This window comes from Caulobacter sp. FV2ps19 (assembly GCF_058681035.1).
This window is the reverse complement of the sequence record NZ_CM178729.1, coordinates 1,364,251-1,383,638: the sequence shown is the minus strand read 5'-3', so window position 1 is coordinate 1,383,638 and position 19,388 is coordinate 1,364,251. Positions and strand designations below refer to the sequence as shown.

General features: G+C 67.4%; 19 protein-coding genes. 14 read left to right on the top strand and 5 right to left on the bottom strand.

Features of this window, described 5'->3' with window-relative positions; all coding sequences use genetic code 11:
* The first annotated feature begins 117 nt into the window (after positions 1-117).
* The 4 genes from epmA to ACW18B_RS06715 all read left to right on the top strand — a co-directional run bounded on the left by epmA (position 118) and on the right by ACW18B_RS06715 (position 4,813).
* On the top strand, positions 118-1,167 hold the full coding sequence (gene epmA / locus ACW18B_RS06730) for an EF-P lysine aminoacylase EpmA (protein ID WP_492050593.1): 1,050 nt from the start codon (positions 118-120) through the stop codon (positions 1,165-1,167).
* Positions 1,168-1,305: 138 nt separating this feature from the next.
* Positions 1,306-2,382, top strand: coding sequence for an ISAs1 family transposase (locus tag ACW18B_RS06725; RefSeq protein WP_492047290.1), 1,077 nt, complete (start codon positions 1,306-1,308; stop codon positions 2,380-2,382).
* Positions 2,383-2,768: 386 nt separating this feature from the next.
* Entirely contained in the window at positions 2,769-3,806 is a 1,038-nt protein-coding gene (locus ACW18B_RS06720; protein WP_492050591.1) for a lysine-2,3-aminomutase-like protein, read from the top strand.
* Positions 3,807-3,934: 128 nt separating this feature from the next.
* Positions 3,935-4,813 (top strand): 3-hydroxybutyryl-CoA dehydrogenase, encoded by an 879-nt coding sequence (locus ACW18B_RS06715; RefSeq protein WP_492050589.1) that lies wholly within the window; start codon positions 3,935-3,937, stop codon positions 4,811-4,813.
* 7 nt (positions 4,814-4,820) lie between these two features.
* Here ACW18B_RS06715 and ACW18B_RS06710 read toward each other — a convergent pair whose 3' ends face one another.
* The 4 genes from ACW18B_RS06710 to ACW18B_RS06695 all read right to left on the bottom strand — a co-directional run bounded on the left by ACW18B_RS06710 (position 4,821) and on the right by ACW18B_RS06695 (position 7,799).
* The gene (locus ACW18B_RS06710; RefSeq protein ID WP_492050587.1) at positions 4,821-5,201 is read right to left on the bottom strand and encodes a type II toxin-antitoxin system VapC family toxin; all 381 of its coding nucleotides are present in this window, start codon (positions 5,199-5,201) and stop codon (positions 4,821-4,823) included.
* 71 nt (positions 5,202-5,272) lie between these two features.
* Positions 5,273-5,551: a type II toxin-antitoxin system Phd/YefM family antitoxin gene (locus ACW18B_RS06705; RefSeq protein WP_492050585.1), complete on the bottom strand. Its 279-nt coding sequence runs from the start codon at positions 5,549-5,551 to the stop codon at positions 5,273-5,275.
* A 44-nt stretch (positions 5,552-5,595) separates the two neighbouring features.
* A complete protein-coding gene (feoB, locus tag ACW18B_RS06700; RefSeq protein ID WP_492051635.1) occupies positions 5,596-7,485 on the bottom strand; it encodes a ferrous iron transport protein B in 1,890 nt (629 codons plus the stop codon).
* A gap of 2 nt (positions 7,486-7,487) precedes the next feature.
* Complete coding sequence (locus ACW18B_RS06695) at positions 7,488-7,799, bottom strand: FeoA family protein (RefSeq protein WP_492051634.1); 312 nt, start codon at positions 7,797-7,799, stop codon at positions 7,488-7,490.
* 282 nt (positions 7,800-8,081) lie between these two features.
* Here ACW18B_RS06695 and tipF point away from each other — a divergent pair, with 282 nt between their 5' ends.
* From tipF to ACW18B_RS06680, 3 genes are all read left to right on the top strand, one after another.
* Complete coding sequence (gene tipF, locus ACW18B_RS06690; protein ID WP_492050583.1) at positions 8,082-9,344, top strand: flagella assembly cyclic-di-GMP phosphodiesterase TipF; 1,263 nt, start codon at positions 8,082-8,084, stop codon at positions 9,342-9,344.
* Between the two features lie 156 nt (positions 9,345-9,500).
* Positions 9,501-9,734: an Ada metal-binding domain-containing protein gene (locus tag ACW18B_RS06685; protein WP_492050581.1), complete on the top strand. Its 234-nt coding sequence runs from the start codon at positions 9,501-9,503 to the stop codon at positions 9,732-9,734.
* The gene (locus tag ACW18B_RS06680) at positions 9,731-10,417 is read left to right on the top strand and encodes a 2OG-Fe(II) oxygenase (protein ID WP_492050579.1); all 687 of its coding nucleotides are present in this window, start codon (positions 9,731-9,733) and stop codon (positions 10,415-10,417) included. Before ACW18B_RS06685 ends, ACW18B_RS06680 begins: the two co-directional genes overlap by 4 nt.
* A gap of 25 nt (positions 10,418-10,442) precedes the next feature.
* Here ACW18B_RS06680 and ACW18B_RS06675 read toward each other — a convergent pair whose 3' ends face one another.
* Positions 10,443-11,009, bottom strand: a complete 567-nt coding sequence (locus ACW18B_RS06675; protein WP_492050578.1) for an NnrU family protein — start codon at positions 11,007-11,009, stop codon at positions 10,443-10,445.
* Between the two features lie 128 nt (positions 11,010-11,137).
* Between ACW18B_RS06675 and ACW18B_RS06670 the strand changes: the two genes are divergently transcribed.
* The 7 genes from ACW18B_RS06670 to ACW18B_RS06640 all read left to right on the top strand — a co-directional run bounded on the left by ACW18B_RS06670 (position 11,138) and on the right by ACW18B_RS06640 (position 19,374).
* A complete protein-coding gene (locus ACW18B_RS06670; RefSeq protein ID WP_492050576.1) occupies positions 11,138-12,001 on the top strand; it encodes a TIGR01459 family HAD-type hydrolase in 864 nt (287 codons plus the stop codon).
* A 65-nt stretch (positions 12,002-12,066) separates the two neighbouring features.
* Positions 12,067-12,489 (top strand): MaoC family dehydratase, encoded by a 423-nt coding sequence (locus ACW18B_RS06665; RefSeq protein WP_492050574.1) that lies wholly within the window; start codon positions 12,067-12,069, stop codon positions 12,487-12,489.
* Positions 12,489-13,430: a bifunctional riboflavin kinase/FAD synthetase gene (locus tag ACW18B_RS06660; protein ID WP_492050572.1), complete on the top strand. Its 942-nt coding sequence runs from the start codon at positions 12,489-12,491 to the stop codon at positions 13,428-13,430. Before ACW18B_RS06665 ends, ACW18B_RS06660 begins: the two co-directional genes overlap by 1 nt.
* A gap of 199 nt (positions 13,431-13,629) precedes the next feature.
* Entirely contained in the window at positions 13,630-14,718 is a 1,089-nt protein-coding gene (locus ACW18B_RS06655; RefSeq protein WP_492050571.1) for a S1C family serine protease, read from the top strand.
* A gap of 300 nt (positions 14,719-15,018) precedes the next feature.
* On the top strand, positions 15,019-17,994 hold the full coding sequence (ileS, locus tag ACW18B_RS06650) for an isoleucine--tRNA ligase (protein ID WP_492050569.1): 2,976 nt from the start codon (positions 15,019-15,021) through the stop codon (positions 17,992-17,994).
* Positions 17,995-18,195: 201 nt separating this feature from the next.
* Positions 18,196-18,708, top strand: a complete 513-nt coding sequence (gene lspA, locus ACW18B_RS06645; RefSeq protein ID WP_492050567.1) for a signal peptidase II — start codon at positions 18,196-18,198, stop codon at positions 18,706-18,708.
* Positions 18,709-18,804: 96 nt separating this feature from the next.
* Positions 18,805-19,374 (top strand): DUF3035 domain-containing protein, encoded by a 570-nt coding sequence (locus ACW18B_RS06640; RefSeq protein ID WP_492050565.1) that lies wholly within the window; start codon positions 18,805-18,807, stop codon positions 19,372-19,374.
* Positions 19,375-19,388 lie beyond the last annotated feature (14 nt).

The following is a 19,388-nucleotide window of genomic DNA, read 5'->3' as shown; positions in this document are numbered from 1 at the left end:
TCCTTAGGCTTTCCGGGCCCTGCCCGGAGGCGGCCGCGCGAATGGGGTAGAGATCTGATGATCGCCCTCCTATAGCGAACGCGGCAAGATCGCCAGTCTCTACTACGCGGAGCCCCCGTGGCTGCTGACGCTCCCTCCCCCTGGTGGACGCCTTCGGTCCACGCCGACCGCCGCCCGTTCCTGCTGGCCCGCAACGCCATCACCCGCGCCGTCCGCGGCTGGTTCGAGGGCGACGGCTTCCTGGAGGTGGAGGCCGCGGCCCTGCAGGTGTCGCCGGGCAACGAGGCCCACCTGCACGCGTTCGAGACCACGATGCTGAGCCTGACAGGCGAGCCGGACCAGACCTTTTATCTGCACACCTCGCCGGAATTCGCCTGCAAGAAGCTGCTGGCGGCCGGGGAAGACAGGATCTTCGACTTCGCCCGGGTGTGGCGCAATCGCGAGCGCGGGCCGCTGCATCACCCGGAATTCGTGATGCTGGAATGGTATAGGGCCGGCGCGCCCTACGAAACCCTGATGGACGACTGCGCCGCCCTGCTGCGCCTGGCCGCCGAGACGGCGGGGACGCGGCGGTTTTCCTTCCGGGGCCTGGATTGCGACCCCTTCGCCGCGCCCGAACGGCTGAGCGTGGCGCAGGCCTTCGACCGCTACGCCGGGGTGGACCTGCTGGCCGGCCTTTCGGCGACCGGCGAGACCGACCGCGACGCCCTGGCGGCTTCGGCGAAAGCGGCGGGGATCCGGGTGGCCGACGACGACAGCTGGGCCGACGTCTTCAGCCGGGTGATCGTCGAGAAGGTCGAGCCCCGGCTGGGCGTCGGCCGCGCCACGATCCTGTGCGAATATCCGGTCGCCGAGGCCGCCCTGGCGCGGCCCAAGCCGGGCGATCCGCGCGTGGCCGAACGCTTCGAGCTCTATGCTTGCGGGGTGGAGCTGGCCAACGCCTTCGGCGAACTGACCGACCCGGCCGAACAGCGTCGCCGCTTTGCTCTGGAGATGGACGAGAAGGCCCGGATCTATGGCGAGCGCTATCCGATCGACGAGGACTTCCTGGCGGCGCTGGAGATCATGCCCGACGCCTCGGGCTGCGCCCTGGGCTTTGACCGGCTGGTGATGCTGGCGACCGGCGCCACGCGGGTGGATCAGGTGATGTGGGTTCCGGTGGCCTGAGGGCGCCTGACACTGGCCCCCTCCGCGCCTGCGACGCTCCTCCCCCGGAGGGCAGGGCTATCGCATATGGATTTGGAGTCGATTTTTTAGGTCGAAGCGGATTCTGAAGGGCGTCTTCTGTTGTGTGGAGACGGCGCGGTGGAGACGTTTTCGAGCTTTTTTTCGGAAGTTGAAGATCCTCGGGCGGGCAATGCCCGGCACGATCTGCTGGAGCTGATGTTCGTGTCGCTGGCGGCGCTGCTGTGCGGAGCCGAGGACTGCACCGACATGGCCTTGTTCGCGCGCGCCAAGCTTGATTGCCTGCGTCAGGTTCTGAAGCTGGAGCATGGTCCGCCCAGCCACGACACCTTCAGTCGGGTGTTCCGCCACCTTGAGCCCGAACCCTTCGAGGCGGCCTTCGCCAAGTTCACGGCCGCCTTCGCCGGGGCTCTGAAGGGCGTGGTGGCCATCGACGGCAAGGCGCTGCGCGGGGCCTATGAGCGCGGGCGCAAGGCCACGCCACTGCATCTGGTCAATGTCTGGGCCGTCGAAGCTCGACTGGTCATCGGCCAGCGCCTGGCGCCGGGCCGTAACGAGGTGCTGGGAGCCCAGCAGGCCCTGGCCCTGTTGGATCTTCAGGGCTGCATCGTCACCGCCGACGCCCTGCATTGCCGCAGGGACACCGCTCAGGCCATCCTCGACGCTGGCGCCGACTATGCCCTGGCGCTGAAGGCCAACCAGCCCAAGCTGCTGGCCCAGGCTCAAGTCCTGACCCAGGCCGCCGACGCCGCTTGCGGCGCCGTCGATGGGCCTGAACGCGCCCACGACCGGCTTGAGGGCCGCACCGCCATCGTCGTTGCGGCGACAGATATGGACTTTCCTGGCCTGGCCGCCGTCGCTCGCGTCGAGACCCGCCGAAAGCCAACTGATCAGCCTCAGGATACCATCGTGCGCTGGTTCCTGCTCTCGACTCCACTGTCCCCCCAAAGGGTGCTGCAGGTCGCCCGAGCCCACTGGACCATCGAGAACCAACTCCACTGGGTCCTCGATGTCGCCCTCGATGAAGACGCCTCCCGAAGCCGAAAGGACCATGCCCCCCAGAACCTCGCCCTCCTGCGAAAACTCGCCCTCAACACCCTCAGGCAGCACCCCGACAAGGGCTCCATAAAGGGAAAGATCAAGCGCGCCGGCTGGGACGACACCTTCCTCTTCTCCCTACTCGGCCATATGCGATAGCCCTGCCCCGGAGGGCAGGGCTATCGCATATGGATCTGGCGCTAAAAGATCCAGCCTTCCTGGGCCTTGTGCCCAGGACCCATGGCGCCGCCGATGCGGACTTGGGTCGGTGTTACGGGCCGTTCAGCCGCGAATAGCGCCCAAATCAAAGCCTGCCTCAAACATGGGTCCTGGGCACAAGGCCCAGGAAGGCAAGATTTTTGAGTTTGTCAAAGGCTTGGGTCCGTCAGCAACCCATATGCGATAGCCCTCCCCCGGAGGGGGAAGACAAGGTCGGCGCGCTTCATCTTCCCCCCTCCGGGGGAAGACGACTGCGCAGCAGTCCGTAGGGGGCAAGGGCGCCGAGATTGTATCCTGGGCCCTTTTGCGCCATATCCGCGCCTCCAATGCCCCCCGCCCACACCCTCCGCAGCGCCCAGATGCTGGCCGACGCCGGCCTGATCGCTCCCGAGCGCCTGCCGGCGCTGGAGCGCGTGGCGGCGCAGTATGCGGTGGCGATCACCGCCGACATGGCCGCCCTGATCGAGCCGGCCAATGAGGCCGACCCGATCGCCCGCCAGTTCGTGCCCCAGACCGCCGAGCTGATCGCCTCACCCGGCGAGGATCCCGACCCGATCGGCGACCTGGCCCACAGCCCGGTCGAGGGGATCGTCCACCGCTATCCCGACCGGGTGTTGCTCAAACCCACCCACACCTGCGCGGTCTATTGCCGGTTCTGCTTCCGTCGCGAGATGGTCGGGCCCGAGGGGCTGAAAACCCTGTCGCCGGACGAACTGGACGCCGCCTTCGCCTATATCGCCGGGCGGCCCGAGATCTGGGAGGTGATCATCACCGGCGGCGATCCGCTGGTGCTGTCGCCGCGCCGGATCCGCGATCTGGGCGAACGGCTGGCGAAGATCGACCATGTGAAGGTGGTGCGCTTCCACACCCGCGTGCCGGCCGTCGATCCGGCGGCGATCACCGACGCGATGGTCTCGGCCCTGAAGGCCTCGGGCAAGGCGGTCTATGTGGCCCTGCACGCCAACCACGCCCGCGAGCTGACCCCCGCCGCCCGCGCCGCCTGCGCGCGCATCGTTGACGCCGGCGTGCCGATGATCAGCCAGACCGTGCTGCTGGCCGGGATCAATGACGACGCCGAGGCCCTGGAAGCCCTGATGCGGGCCTTCGTCGAGACGCGGATCAAGCCCTACTATCTGCACCATCACGACCATGCGCCCGGCACCGGCCATCTGCGCACCAGCCTCGAAACCGGCCAGGGACTGATGAAGGCCCTGCGCGGAACCGTCTCGGGATTGTGCCAGCCGACCTATATCCTCGACATCCCCGGCGGCCATGGAAAGGTCCCGGTGGGGCCGGCCTATCTGGACGACGGCGCGGTGGAAGACCCTCAGGGCCACAGCCACCCTTATCCGCCAGTCGACTGACGCGGCACTTCCGCGCTGCGTCGCAGCAAAGTCTGGACGAGGCCGTGGTTTGTCGTGCTAGAAACATCGCCACAATCGAGGGCGCGGACTTCAGGTCCGGCGCCGTATCAAGCGAAGGCTTGGCGTTCATGAGTGAAATCAAATCGGTCGGCGTAATCGGCGCCGGTCAGATGGGCTGTGGCATCGCGCATGTTTGCGCGCTGGCGGGCTACGACGTTCTGCTGCACGACATCACGCGCGAGCGCATCGATGCGGGCCTGGCCCTGATCGAAAAGAACATGGCCCGCCAGGTGGGTCGCGGCATTATCGACGAGGCCGCCATGGCCGCCGGCCTGGCCCGCATCAAGCCCGCCGAGAGCCTGGAGCTGATCGGCCAGACCGACCTCGCCATCGAGGCGGCCACCGAGAACGAAGAGACCAAGAAGGCCATCTTCCGCAGCCTGCAGCCCTATCTGAAGCCTGACACCCTGCTGGCCTCGAACACCTCGTCGATCTCGATCACCCGCCTGGCCTCGGCCACCGATCGCCCCGAGCGGTTCATCGGCCTGCACTTCATGAATCCCGTGCCGCTGATGAAGCTGGTCGAGATCATTCGCGGCATCGCCACCGACGTCCCGACCTATGAGCGGGCCGTCACCTTCGCCAAGTCGCTGGGCAAGATCACCAGCAACGCCGAGGACTTCCCTGCCTTCATCGTCAACCGCGTGCTGGTGCCGATGATCAACGAGGCGATCTACACCCTGTACGAGGGCGTGGGCACGGTGGACGCCATCGACACCGCCATGAAGCTGGGCGCCAACCATCCGATGGGCCCGCTGGAACTGGGCGACTTCATCGGCCTGGACACCGTACTGTCGATCATGAACGTGCTGTACGAAGGCCTGGCCGACAGCAAGTACCGTCCCTGCCCGCTGCTGGTGAAATATGTCGAGGCCGGCTGGCTGGGCAAGAAGGCCGGGCGCGGCTTCTACGACTATCGCGGCGAGACCCCGGTCCCGACGCGGTAGGCAGCGGCTACCAGAGCGTTGGGACATTGTAGCTCGCGATCCAGGGGTCGCGAGTCACTAGTCTCTTGCCACGTCGTTCGGCCTGAGCCACCCGTAGGCGATCCCAGGGGTCGCGATGGATCAAGGGTAGTCGCGCTGCGTCGCGCGCGTCCTCCCACGAGAAACCGACCCAACTGAAGCCTTGGACTTTGACGGCCTGATCGAGGTCCGTCGGCATCCGCTGAAGCTCGGAGTCACGCGGCCGCTCATATTCGATTTCGTAGGCCGCCACGGCGCTGGCCAGAACTTCGTTTTCCGCGTCCGAAATGGCGTCAAGCGCTCGCGCCGACAGTTTGGAGCGATTCACGAGGCTCCAAATGAAAGCGTGCGTATCTAGCAGCAGGCGCATGATGGGAGCCTCAAAGGGTCACTCACTTGAAATCGTGGCCCTCGACCTGTCGCCGCTAAAAACTGAAAGGATCAGTTTTTGGGAGCCCGCGCTTCATCCGGGAAAATGGGATTATCCATCTCCGCCTCAATTTCGGGATCGGGCCCGATAAACAGGTCGTCTGAAAGTTTGAGATTAAGATGCTCCCAGACGCCCAGTTTCCGTCGCCCCTTCGGCGCGGCGGGTGGGGGAGGCGTTACTCGGGCCACGGTCTCGCCATCTCGCGTCAACAGCACGTCCTCGCCGGCTTCCATGCGGGCGACGAGTTCGGCCAGGGCCGACTGGTTTCCGATGTCGAACCGGATCGTCATGACCAGAGCTTAGCACAAGCGAGCTGGCCGACCAATCCAGCCCCCTACCCCGCCCCCATCGCCACGGCGATGTGATAGGTCGCGAACGAGGCGATATAGGCCAGGCCGGTCATGTAGACGAACATCACCGTCGGCCAGGTCCAGCTGTTGGTCTCGCGCTTGACCACGCCCAGGGTCGCCGCGCACTGCGGGGCGAAGATGTACCAGGCCAGGAACGACAGGGCGCTGGCCAGCGACCACTGCTGGGCCAGAACCGAGCCCAGGGCGGCGGGCGAGGAATCCGCGTCGCCGACGGCATAGACGGTGCCCAGGGCCGCCACCGCGACCTCGCGAGCGGCGAAGCCCGGGATCAGGGCCACGGTCATCTGCCAGTTGAAGCCGATGGGGGCCATCAGGGGCGCGATGAAATGCCCGATGCGGCCGGCGAAGCTGTAGTCGATGGCCGGCCCGGTCGCGCCTTCCGGCGGATAGGGGAAGGTCGACAGCACCCAGACCAGCACCATCAGCGGCAGGATGATGCGGCCGGCGCGGGTGATGAAGATCCGCGCCCGGGTCCACAGGTTCATCAGCACGTTGCGCGGCTCGGGCCAGCGATAGGTCGGCAGCTCCATCATGAACGGCTCGACCGTGCCGCGCCAGAACACCCGGCGGATCACGAACGACACCGTCAGCGCGCTGAGAATGCCGCCGGCATAGAGGCCGAACATCACCAGCCCCTGCAGCGACAGCACGCCCCAGACGGTCTTTTGCGGAATGAAGGCGGCGATGATCAGGGTGTAGACCGGGATGCGGGCCGAGCAGGTCATCAGCGGGGCCACCAGGATGGTGGTCAGGCGGTCATGCTTGTTGTCGATCACCCGCGTCGACATGATCCCGGGAATGGCGCAGGCGAAGCTGGAGAGCAGCGGGATGAAGGCCCGGCCGTGCAGGCCAGCTCCGCCCATGATCTTGTCCATCAGAAAGGCCGCCCGGGCCATGTAGCCGCTGTCTTCCAGCAGCAGGATGAAGAAGAACAGGATCAGGATCTGCGGCAGGAACACCAGCACGCTGCCGACCCCGGCGATCAGGCCGTCGGAGATCAGGCTGCTGAGCAGACCAGGAGGCAGGTGCGCGGCGGTCAGGGCCGCCAGGGCCGAAAAGCCGCCGTCGATCACGTCCATGGCCGGGGTGGCCCAGGTGAACACCGCCTGGAACATCACGAACAGCAGGGTGGCCAGGATCACCAGACCGGCCGCCGGATTGAGCAGCACGTTGTCGATCTTGCCGGTGATGGTGTCGGGCCGCTCGGGCGGCTTCACGCAGGCGCGGAAGATGCGCTGGGCCTGCGCATGGGCGGCGCGGATCTCGCCGGCGTCGGGCTCGCGCCAGGTATTGGCGTGCTCGGCGGTCAGGGTCAGGACTTCGACCTGGGTGATCAGGTCTTCCAGGCCGCGCTTGCGGGTCGCCACCGTGGTGACGACCGGCGCGCCCAACTCGGCCGCCAGACGCTCGATATCGATGCGCAACCCCTGGCGCTGGGCGATATCGTACATGTTCAGGGCCAGCACGAACGGACGACCGACCTGCTTCAGTTCCAGGGCCAGTCGCAGAACCAGCCGCAGATTGGTGGCGTCGGCGACGCAGATCAGCACGTCCGGCGCAATATCCCCGGCCAGTCGGCCCAGGATGGCGTCGCGGGTCACCGCCTCGTCGGGGCTACGGGCCCGCAGGCTGTAGGTGCCGGGCAGGTCGAGCACGCGCAGGCTCTGGCCGGCCGGCGTCCGTAATACGCCTTCCTTTCGCTCGACGGTGACGCCGGCATAGTTGGCCACCTTCTGGCGACTGCCGGTCAGGGCGTTGAACAGGGCGGTCTTGCCGGAATTGGGATTGCCCACCAGGGCGACAGAAGACAGCGCCACAGACGACGAAGCTTCAGGGGCGGCGACGACATGCACGGTCAAGGCGCGGTTCCATCAAACTTTACAAGCACGGCGTTGGCCTCGCGGCGGCGCAGGGCGACCCGGGTTTCGTCGACGCGAACCGCGATCGGATCGCGGCCGAACAGACCTTCGTGCAGGACCTCGATCAAAGCCCCCTCCACGAAACCCATCTCCAGAAGCCGTCGCTCCAGCTCTTCAGCGCTGAAAGCCTCGTCTGCGCCGGTCAGCCCGCTGACGCGCACGATCACCCCGCGCTCGCCGCGCAGGGCGCCGCCCAGAGGGCGTTCTGCGCTGGCTTCGTCGAGAACGGCGCGCAGTGTGGAGGTCATGGCAGAACGGTCGGGCATTCGGGCTCCGGGATAACTTGCGAGTGATTATCAGTCAAAACCAGCCCTGTCGATGCGGCGAGCGCGCGCGGCGTCCGAAAGTGCGGCTCCGAAAAACAGATCCGGGTCGCTGGCCTGGGCGCAGCACTATAGGCTCTCCCCGGCTCGGGTTATGATCTGCCGCAACCCCAGGAACGAGACGGAATGGCGCAGCGGCGTTAATCTGTTCGACTCTTGCGACGCGGACCGGTCTGATTGCGTGTAACGATTCGTCTGGACGGAATGATGCGACGGCTGATGTTGGGGCTCCTCACGGGCGCCTATCTTTGTCTGGCTCTGATCATCTCCCTCGTGCTGTGGCGCACGGGGGCGGCGCCGGCTGTCGGTCTTTCGGCCTTCATTGGTACGCTGGCCCTGTGCTTCGCCTTCCACGGCCTGATCTCCAGCACCTTTGACGCCGCGCGCGGCCGCATGGACCTCGACACCGTGCGCGAGGCCCACGCCATCCTGCTGGACCAGATCGAGAAGATCGACGCGCGCATGACCGAACTGGTCGAGAGCGTGGCGCTCGACGCCCAGCGCCGCTCCGAAGAGCTGTCGACCGAAGTCCATCAGCTGGAAGACCTGATCGCTGGCATGAATGAACGGCTGGAGCACCAGCTGACCCATCAGGTGGCCGCCGCGCGCACCGAGGTTCGCGGCCGCACGCCGCAGTCCAACGTCATGCTGCAGGTCGTGCAGGACGCCCTGGCCGAGAACCGGGTCGATCTGTACCTGCAGCCGATCGTCAGCCTGCCCCAGCGCCGGACGGTGTTCTACGAAAGCTTCTCGCGCCTGCGCGACGAGAGCGGCCGGGTGATGATGCCGGCCGAATATCTGGCCGTCGCCGAGCCCGAAGGCCTGATGACCGCCATCGACAACCTGCTGCTGTTCCGCTGCGTGCAGATCGTGCGCCGTCTGGCCAAGCAGGACCGCAAGGTCGGGATCTTCTGCAACATCTCGCTGGCCAGCCTGGCCGACGAGAGCTTCTTCCCGCAGTTCCTGGAATTCATGCAGGCCAACAAGGACCTGGCCGGCTCGGTGTTCTTCGAACTGGGCCAGGCGGCTTTCGAGCGCCGCGGTCCGGTGGAAGCCCGCCACATGTCGCGCCTGGCCAGCCTGGGCTTCCAGTTCAGCCTCGACAAGGTCAGCGACCTGGATCTGGACTTCCAGGACCTGGCCCGCGCCGATGTGAAGTTCCTCAAGGTCGGCGCCCAGATGATGCTGGACCAGCTGCGCGAGGAAGACGGCAAGCTGGTCATCGCCTCGCTCCCCGACCTGAACGCCACCGACTTCGCCGCCCTCACCCGCCGCTACGGCATCGAGGTGATCGTCGAGAAGGTCGAGGCTGAAAAGCAGATCGTCGACATCCTGGATCTCGACATCGGCTACGGCCAGGGCCACCTGTTCGGCGAGCCGCGCGCCATCCGCGACGCCGTGCTGGCCGAGGCCGAACCGCCGCAGGACTTCATGCGCGGCGCCCTGCGTCGCCGGGCGTCGGGTTGGTGATTCCTAGCGCCTGACCTGCCTCGAACATGGGTCGTGGGCACAGGGCCCAGGAAGGCCCGTGTTGATTGCTGACAGTTTTGGGCGTCCCGCAGCAAGCTTCGGAATGACCTTCTGATCAGCTCGGCGCATCGTCTCTTCACCAGAGGAGATGTTCCGATGCCCCTGCCCGCCTATCCAGACGACGAGGCCCGCTGGGCCGCCTGTCAGGGCCGAGACCCAGCCGCCGACGGCGCCTTCTTCATCGCCGTTCGCACCACCGGGATCTATTGCCGTCCGGTCTGCCCGGCCCGGCCGCTGCGCAAGAACATCGTGTTCCACCCCACCGCCGCCAGCGCCCGCGCCGCCGGCTTTCGCGCCTGCAAGCGCTGCAAGCCCGAGGCCGCCGCTTGACCCTGGACTGGACGCGCATCGCCGCCGACCTGGACGCGCGCGGCTGGGCCCTGACCGGCCCGCTGCTGAGCCCCCAGGCCTGCGCGGATCTTGCCGCGCTGTATGACCAGCTGGACCTGTTCCGCAGCCGCGTCGTCATGGCCCGTTACGGCTACGGGCGCGGCGAATATCAGTATTTCGCCTACCCCCTGCCCGCGCCGGTCCAGGCGCTGCGTCAGAGCCTCTATCCGCCTCTGGCCGACGTCGCCAATCACTGGGCCCAGCGCCTGGGCGAGGATCGGCGGTTCCCCGCGACGCTGGACGCGATGCTGGCCCGCTGCCATGCGGGCGGTCAGACCCGACCGACGCCGCTGATGCTCACCTATGGGCCGGGCGACTATAACTGCCTGCACCAGGACCTATATGGCGAGCACGTCTTTCCGCTGCAGGCCGCCGTCCTGCTGGACGCGCCGGGTCGCGATTTCGAGGGTGGCGAGTTCGTGCTGGTCGAGCAGCGGCCGCGCCAGCAGTCCGCGCCCCAGGTCGTGCCGCTGGGCCAGGGCGAGGCGGTGATCTTCGCCGTGCGCGAACGGCCGGCCGACGGGACGCGCGGCGTGCATCGTCGGATCCTGCGGCACGGCGTCAGCGAGATCCGGGCGGGCCGGCGGCGAACCCTGGGGGTGATCTTCCACGACGCGACATGAGGAAGGGGGCGCTACGGCGGAGCCCTCACCCCATGGGCGAGACCCCGAAGAAGATGCGGTGCAGATACAGCACGAACACGACATAGAGCGCCGTGCCCGCCACCACCATGATCAGGTCGGCGACCGGCTTGGTCACCACCGGGGCCGGTTCGCGGCGGCCCAGCACCGCGATCAGGTCGAGGGTCGCATAGGCCAGGAAGGCCCCGAACAGCAGCACCGAGGCCTGGTCGCCATTGGCCAGCAGGTGCGCGACCGACCACAGGATGACGCCGATCAGCATCGGGTTGCGCACCGCCGCCTTGATCCGTCCGACCGGACCGTTGGACCCGGCCAGCAGGATGAAGGCCGGCAGCACCAGGGCCATGGCCGCGTGACGGCCCCAGGCGGGCGGATCGTAGAGCTGCGGCGCGACAGGGCGATAGAGCGTCCAGCCCCAGATGATCAGACCCAGACCGACCGCTGATACCAGGGCGTAAATCGCCTTCCAGCGGGCCGGATGGGTCGCCACCTGGGCGTCGCGGAACGGCCCGGCGACCATGCGCGCCGAATGGACGCCGAAAAACAGCACCAGCCCCAGGATCAGTATCGTCATAGGCGTCTCCCCGTGTGGCTTGAGATTAGTCACAGACCATCATTCTCCGAAAGCCGGATACCGGGAAACCGGCGTTTCCGTGCGGCGCGGCGTTGACGCCCGCGCTCGCGCCCGGTACCGGCCCTGCCATGATGGATTTCCCGGCCAGCCTTTCCGCCCTGTCTGATCGCTATGACATCGTGCTGTGCGACGTGTGGGGCGTGATCCACAACGGCGTCGAGAGCTTCCCCCAGGCCTGCGACGCCCTGGTCCGCTGGGGCGAGACCGTCGGGCCGGCGGTGCTGATCTCCAACGCGCCGCGCCCGTCCTATGACGTGGTCTCGCAGCTGGACGGCCTGGGCGTACCGCGGGCCGCCTGGAGCGGCTTTGTCACCTCCGGCGACGCCACCCGGTCCCTGCTGGAAGCCCGCGCCCCGGGCAAGGTCTGGCGGATCGGCCCCGACCGCGACGCGCCGCTCTATGCCGGTATCGACCTCGACCTCAGCGGCTCGTGCGAGGACGCCGACTTTATCGGCTGCACCGGCCTGTTCGATGACGAGACCGAGGTTCCTGAGGACTATCGCGAGCGCCTGGCGGTCGCCGCCGAACGCGGCCTGACCTTCATCTGCGCCAATCCCGACCGGGTGGTGCAGCGCGGCGACAAGCTGATCTTCTGCGCCGGGGCCCTGGCCGACCTCTATGAGAGCCTGGGCGGGCAGGTGATCATGGCCGGCAAGCCGTTCGGACCGATCTACGACCTGGCCATCGCCAAGGCCGAGCAACTGACCGGCAAGCCCGTCGATCGTTCGCGCGTGCTGTGCATCGGCGACGGCGTCATCACCGACGTTCTGGGCGCCCAGGACCAGAAGCTCGCCTGTCTGTTCATCGCCAAGGGCATCCATGGCGACGCGGCGGTCGGCCCTGACGGGCGGCTGATCCCCGAGGCCGTTCAGGCCCTGCTGGCCGCCGAAAAGGTCAGCGCCACCCACGCCATCGGCGATCTGGTCTGGTGATCGCGACGCGAGACACTAGATTGCGTTGCAACGCACAATAAAAAGTACCGCAGGGGACGCGTCACATGCAGGGTTTGTTTCTCGAAGATCTCAGCATCGGCCAGAGCGCCGACCTGGTTCGCACCGTCGGCGAGGCCGACATCGTCGCCTTCGCCGCCGTGACCGGCGACAACAACCCGGTTCACCTGGACGCTGACTATGCGGCGACCACCAGCTTTGGCGAGCGCATCGCCCACGGCATGCTGTCGGCCGGCTATATCTCGGCGGTGATCGGCACGCAGTTGCCCGGGCCCGGCGCGATCTATCTGTCGCAGGCCTTGCGGTTCAAGCGGCCGGTGAAGATCGGCGATCAGGTCACCGCCCGCGCCACCATCACCGAGATCGACGCCGCCAAGGCCCGCGTCACCCTGGCCACGGTCTGCCTGGTCAACGGCAAGCCGGTGGTCGAGGGCGAAGCCCTGATCATGGTCCCGCGCAAGGCCGCCTGATGACCCTGAAGATCGTTCACGGCTGGAAGAGCCTGCCGCCGGAAGCCCGGGGCGCCGCCGCGGCGCTGGGCAATTTCGACGGCGTGCATCGCGGCCACCAGCAGGTGATCGCCGAGGCCGCCAAGGCCGCCCTGGCCCTGAAGGCGCCGCTGGGGGTGATCACCTTCGATCCGCACCCGCGGCGGCTGTTTCGCCCCACCGAACCGGCCTTCCGGCTGATGACGATCGAGCAGCAAGCCCGCGTTTTAGGCGGAATGGGGGTGGATCTCCTCTATCTGCTGCCGTTCGACTTCCAGATGGCCAGCTTCTCGGACAAGGAGTTTGTCGAGCAGGTTCTGGTCGAAGGTCTGGGCGTGAAGCACGTGGCGGCAGGTTTCGATATCTCGTTCGGCAAGGGTCGCACCGGCAGCCCCGAGGCCCTGAACGCCTATGGCGAGCAGAACGGCTTTGGCGTCTCGATCGCCGAGCCCGTGGCCAGCCAGGCGGGCGCCAAGTTCTCGTCCACCGCCGTGCGCGACGCCCTGCGCGACGGCCAGCCCGAGACCGCCGCGCGGATCCTGGGCCGGCCCTTCGCCATCGAGGGCGTGGTGCGTCGCGGCCAGCAGCTGGGCCGCCAGCTGGGCTTCCCCACCGCCAATGTCGAGATCGTCGACTATGTGGTGCCCAAGCTGGGCGTCTACGCCACCCGCACCCGCCTGCCCGACGGCCGCGTGGTGCCCGGCGTGGCCAATCTGGGCAACAACCCCACCACCGGCATGGTCGAGACCCGGCTGGAAACCTGGCTGTTCGACTTCGACGAGGACCTCTACGGCGAGGTCATCGAGACCCAGCTGATCGCCTTCCTGCGTCCCGAACTGAAGTTCGACGGCATCGAGCTGATGATCGACCAGATCCGCCTGGATGAAGCCCAGGCCCGGGCGATCGTCGCGCCGGGGTTCTAGTCGACGCTCAGGACGCCCCCTCCGTCACGATGCGTATTCGCATCGCGCCACCTCCCCCGTTTCACGGGGGAGGTGGCGCGGCGCCGATAGGCGACGTGCCGGAGGGGGCCTCAGGCGCCCGCCATTCCCCAAACCGGCGATCCCCCTAGCCCTCACCGTACGCCTGCTGTTAACCTCCATTAACCACTGCGGGGGCGGGATGTTGAAAGCGCGCAAGTACGAGCATTTCGCCAGGGCGCGGCGACCGGCGCCGCGGCGTCAGCACGAGATCCTGGCCTATCCCGAAGACGCCCAGTTCGTGTTCGACACCGGCAGGGCGATCGAGATCGAGGGCGGCTATTGCGCCCTGCCCAATGGCGACCTGCTGGACGCCTATTCCAACGCCGTGGTCCGCGCCGTCGAGGTGGTCGGGCCCTGCGTGGTGCGGGTGCACCCGATGTTGGAAGATCCGCGCATGCAGGGGATCGGCTCGGGCTTCGCCTTCGCCGACGGCGGGCTGATCCTGACCAACAGCCACGTGGTGCAGGGCGCGACGCGCTTCGTGGTCATCACCGCCGAGGGCCGCAGCCTGACGGCCCGCTGCGTGGGGGACGATCCCGACACCGACCTGGCCATCCTGAAGGTCGACCAGAACGTTCACATCCCGACCGCCCGGCTGGGCGATTCCAAGAAGCTGCGACGCGGCCAACTGGTCATCGCCATCGGCGCGCCGCTGGGCTTCGAGGCCACGGTGACCACGGGCGTGGTCTCGGCCCTGGGCCGCACCCTGCGCGGCGAACGCGGCCGGCTGATCGAGGACCTGATCCAGACCGACGCGGCGCTCAATCCGGGCAACAGCGGCGGCCCCCTGGTCAATTCCAGCGGCGAGGTGGTCGGCATCGCCACCGCCGTGATCGCCGGCTATCAGGGCCTGTGCTTCGCCGTGGCCGTCAACACCGCCACCTTCGTGATCAAGGAACTGCTGGACCACGGCTTCGTGCGACGCGGCTCGATCGGCATGATCGCCCAGCAGGCCCCGATCCCGCCCGGCCTCGCCCGCGCCACCGGCGTCACCCAGCCCTATGCGGTGTTCGTGGCCCATGTCGACGCCGGCGGCCCGGCCGCCAGGTCCGGCGTCAAGGAAGGCGACCTGCTGATCCAGGCCGGCGACCAGCGCCTGACCGGCCTGGACGACCTGCTGCGAGCGCTCGACAACCACAGTATCAACAAGCCGACCCTGTTCACCCTGATCCGCGAGGGCAGGCTGATGACGGTGACGATCACGCCGAAGGTGCGCAAGCGGGGGTAGGTCGAGCTGTACTCGCCCCCTCCGCGCTTCGCGCTCCTCCCCCGGAGGGGGAAGATGAAAAAGCGTCTTCCCCCTCCGGGGGAGGACGACCGCGAAGCGGTCAGGAGGGGGCAAGTGCCCCAAGTTCCTGGCACTGGCCTTGCCCGCAACCCTCTGCTATCCCCCGCCCATGACTTTCGTTCGGAAAAACCCGCGAATTATCCGCCCGGCGTGACGTTGCCGGACGAGTTTCCAGCGCGCGCCGGGACGAACCCCTCGCACCCCGATTTTCCGAACCTCCAGAAGCTGGATCGCTCTCCCATGGCCGACGACGCCACGACCGCCCGCGACTATCGCGACACCGTCTTCCTTCCCGACACCCCGTTCCCGATGCGGGGCGGTCTGCCCAAGAAGGAACCCGAGATCCTCGAGGGCTGGGCCGCCCTCTCTGACAAGGGTCTGTACGGCGCGATCCGCGCCAAACGCCAGGCCGACGGCGCGCCGCTGTTCGTGCTGCACGACGGCCCGCCCTACGCCAACGGGGCCATCCATATCGGCCACGCCCTGAACAAGACGCTGAAGGACTTCGTGGTCCGCTCGCGCTTCGCCCTGGGCTATGACGTCGACTATGTGCCCGGCTGGGACTGCCACGGCCTGCCCATCGAGTGGAAGATCGAGGAAGAATTCCGCGCCAAGGGCCGCCGCAAGGACGAGGTCCCGGCCGAGGAATTCCGCACCCGCTGCCGCGACTACGCCGGCGGCTGGATCGAGGCCCAGAAGACCGAGTTCCAGCGTCTGGGCATCCTGGGCGACTGGTGGAACCGCTACGCCACCATGGACTTCTCGTCGGAAGCCACCATCGTCGCCGAGTTCCACAAGTTCGCCACCAGCGGCCAGCTCTATCGCGGGTCCAAGCCGGTGATGTGGAGCCCGGTGGAACGCACCGCCCTGGCGGATGCGGAGATCGAATACCACAACCATGTCAGCCCGACCGTCTGGGTGAAGTTCCCGGTCAAGGTCTATGACGAAGAGCACTACGCCCTGTCGGGCAATCCGGCCGGCGACAACGTCTTCCGCCTGGCGCCCAACGACGCCAGCGTGGTGATCTGGACCACCACGCCGTGGACCATCCCCGCCAACCGGGCGATCAGCTTCAACCCCAAGGTCGAGTACGGCCTCTATGAGGTGGAAGCCATGGAGGAGAACCTCGAGTTCGCCCCGTGGTCGAAGGTCGGCGACCGGCTGATCGTCGCCGACAAGCTGGCCGAGGACGTCCGCAAGGCCGCCAAGGTCGCGACCTGGCGCCGGGTCGAGCCCGTCGATCCGACCGGCCTGATCTGCTCCCATCCTCTGGCCCAGTTCGACTCTGATCCTGTTGGGGGCTTCGGCTTCGACGTGCCGCTGCTGGCCGGCGACCACGTCACCGACGACGCCGGCACCGGCTTTGTCCACACCGCGCCCGGCCATGGCGCCGACGACTATCTGGTGTGGCTCAAGAGCGGCTACGCGCTGGACTCCATCCCCGACACCGTCGACCCCGACGGCGCCTACTACCCGCACGTGCCGCTGTTCGCGGGCCTGAAGGTCATCGAGACCGAGGGCAAGAAGGCCGGCAAGTTCGGTCCGGCGAACGCGGCGGTCATGGACAAGCTGATCGAGGCCGGAAACCTGCTGGCCCGCGGCCGGGTCGAGCACAGCTATCCGCACAGCTGGCGCTCGAAGGCCCCGATCATCTTCCGCAACACCCCGCAGTGGTTCATCCGCATGGATCAGCCGCTCGAAAGTGGTCAGACCCTGCGCGAGACCGCGATCCAGGCGATCAAGGACACCGCCTTCCACCCCGACGCCGGCCGCAACCGTATCGGCTCGATGGTCGAGACCCGCCCCGACTGGCTGGTCAGCCGCCAGCGCGCCTGGGGCACGCCCCTGGCCATGTTCGTCGACAAGGACAGCGGCCAGCCGCTGCTGGACCCGTCGGTCAACGCCCGCATCCTGGCCGCCATCCGCGAGGGCGGGGCCGACGCCTGGTTCACCCGTCCCGACGCCGAATTCCTGGGTGAGGCCCACGACCCGGACCAGTACGAAAAGGTCGTCGACATCCTCGACGTCTGGTTCGACAGCGGCTGCACCCACGCCTTCACGATCGAGGGCCGGGCCGACAGCCACTGGCCGGCCGACCTGTATCTGGAAGGCTCCGACCAGCATCGCGGCTGGTTCCAGTCGTCCTTGCTGGAAGGCTGCGGCACCCGCGGCCGCGCGCCCTACAAGGCGGTCCTCACCCACGGGTTCACCCAGGATGAGAACGGCGAGAAGATGTCCAAGTCCAAGGGCAACACCGTCGAGCCGCAGACCGTCACCAAGGAAAGCGGCGCCGAGATCCTGCGCCTGTGGGCGGCGATGGTCGACTATTCGGAAGACCAGCGGATCGGCAAGACCATCCTGGCCACCACCACCGACGCCTATCGCAAGCTGCGCAACACCACCCGCTACCTGCTGGGCGCCCTGGCCGGCTTCGACGAGGCCGAGCGGGTGACCGACTATGCCGACTTCCCGCCGCTGGAAAAGTTCATCCTGCACCGCCTGTGGGAGCTGGATGGCCAGGTTCGCGCCGCCTACGAGGCCTATCGCTTCGCCGACGTGACGCGGCCGCTGATCGAGTTCTGCCAGGGCGACCTGTCGACCCTTTTCTTCGATATCCGCAAGGACAGCCTGTATTGCGACAAGCCGACGGAACTGCGCCGCCGGGCCTATCGCACGGTGCTGGACTATGTGTTCGAGCGCCTGACGATCTGGCTGTCGCCCCTGACCAGCTTCACCATGGAAGAGGCGTGGATGACGCGCTTCCCCGAGGCGGGCTCCAACAGCCTGCGGGTGATGCCGGAGACGCCGGCGGCGTGGCGCAATGACGCCGAGGCGCTTCGCTGGGCCAAGGTCGAGACCGTGATGTCGGTGGTGACCGGCGCCCTGGAAGTCGAACGCCGCGAAAAGCGAATCGGCTCGGCCCTGGAGGCTGCGCCGGTGGTTCACGTCGCCGACGCGGATCTGCTGGGCGCCTTCGAGGATCTGGACGCCGCCGAGGTGTTCCGCACCAGCGCCGCCACCCTGGTCGCCGGCGAGGGCGGCGCGTTCACGACCGACGAGGTCAAGGGCGTGTCGGTGGATCCGAAACTGGCCGAAGGCCACAAATGCGCCCGCTCGTGGCGTATCCTGCCCGAGGTGGGAACCGATCCGCGCTATCCCGAGCTTAGCCTGCGCGACGCCGACGCGGTGGCGTGGTGGGACGCGAACCGCGACTAGGATTCCCTCTCCCAGAGGGAGAGGGAGGGGCCCGCGCTGAAAGCGTGGGAGGGTGAGGGGTTACTGAGCCAGACGGCGTGCCGGCGCGCCGGTCAGCGGCGTAACCCCTCACCTCCCACCGCTACGCGGCGGGCCCCTCCTCTCCCTCTGGGAGAGGATTTCGGATAAACGTCCAAGCTTCACGAGAGAGCGGCCGCCAAAGTGACGACACTCCCGAACATCACCCGCCAAGGCTGGATCGCCTACGCTATCGCCGCCGGGGCCGTCGTGCTGGACCAGCTGAGCAAGCTGTGGATCCTGCACGGCCTGGACCTGCCCAACCGCGGAACCGTGCCCCTGCCGGGCCCGATGGACCTGACCATGGTGTGGAATCGCGGCATGAGCTTTGGCCTGCTCAGCGGCCATGCCGAGTGGGGCCGCTGGCTGCTGACCGGCTTCTCGGCGGTCGTGGTCGTGGCCCTGGCGCTGTGGACGCGCAAGGCGACCAAGCCTTTCCTGGCCGTCGGTCTGGGCCTGATCATCGGCGGGGCGATCGGCAACAATCTGATCGACCGAATCCTCTACGGGGCCGTCGCCGATTTCATCGATGTGCGCGATCTCTATTTCCCGTGGATTTTCAACGTCGCCGACGCCGCCATCTCGGTGGGGGTGGGCTTTCTGCTGCTCGACAGCTTTCTTTCGGGCGAACAGAAACTGGTCCATCCGACCGAATAAGGCCGCAATCGCGAGAGACATTGGCGCCCGCGTCCTGATGTCGTATCGAGGGCGCACGAAATTTTGGCCCGACAGGGCCCGGCGGAGCATCTGTTCATGAGTTTCAATCGGGTCGCGACCCTGAGCGTTCTGGCCGTCGTGGCCGCCACGGGCCTCGCCGGTTGCCAATCGGCGTCCAAGGCGCTGGGCATGAGCAAGGTGGTCCCGGACGAATTCCGGATCGTCACCAAGGCCCCGCTGGTGGTGCCGCCCGACTACGCCCTGCGCCCGCCGGCCCCCGGCGAGCCCCGTCCGCAGGAACTGCAGCCCGAAAGCGCCGCCCGCATGGCCCTGATCGGCCAGAGCATGGCCGCCGGCCGCTCGGACGGCGAAAAGCTGCTGGTCTCCAAGGCCGGCGTCGACAAGGCTGACCCGCTGATCCGCTTCGTCGTCGATGACGAGACCGGTGACCTGGCCCACAAGGACGAGAGCTTCGCCAGCAAGGTGATGTTCTGGAAGAAGGACAAGGCGGCCGAGGTCGCCACGACCGAATCCGAAACCGGCGCCACCGCCCCGGTGATCGTCGACGCCGCCGCTGAAGAAGCCCGCCTCAAGGCCCTGATGGGTCCTGGCAAGGTGGTGATCAGCCGCGAAAAGCAGACCCGGATCAAGCTGCCGGGCCTGTAGGCCTTTTCAGCCGC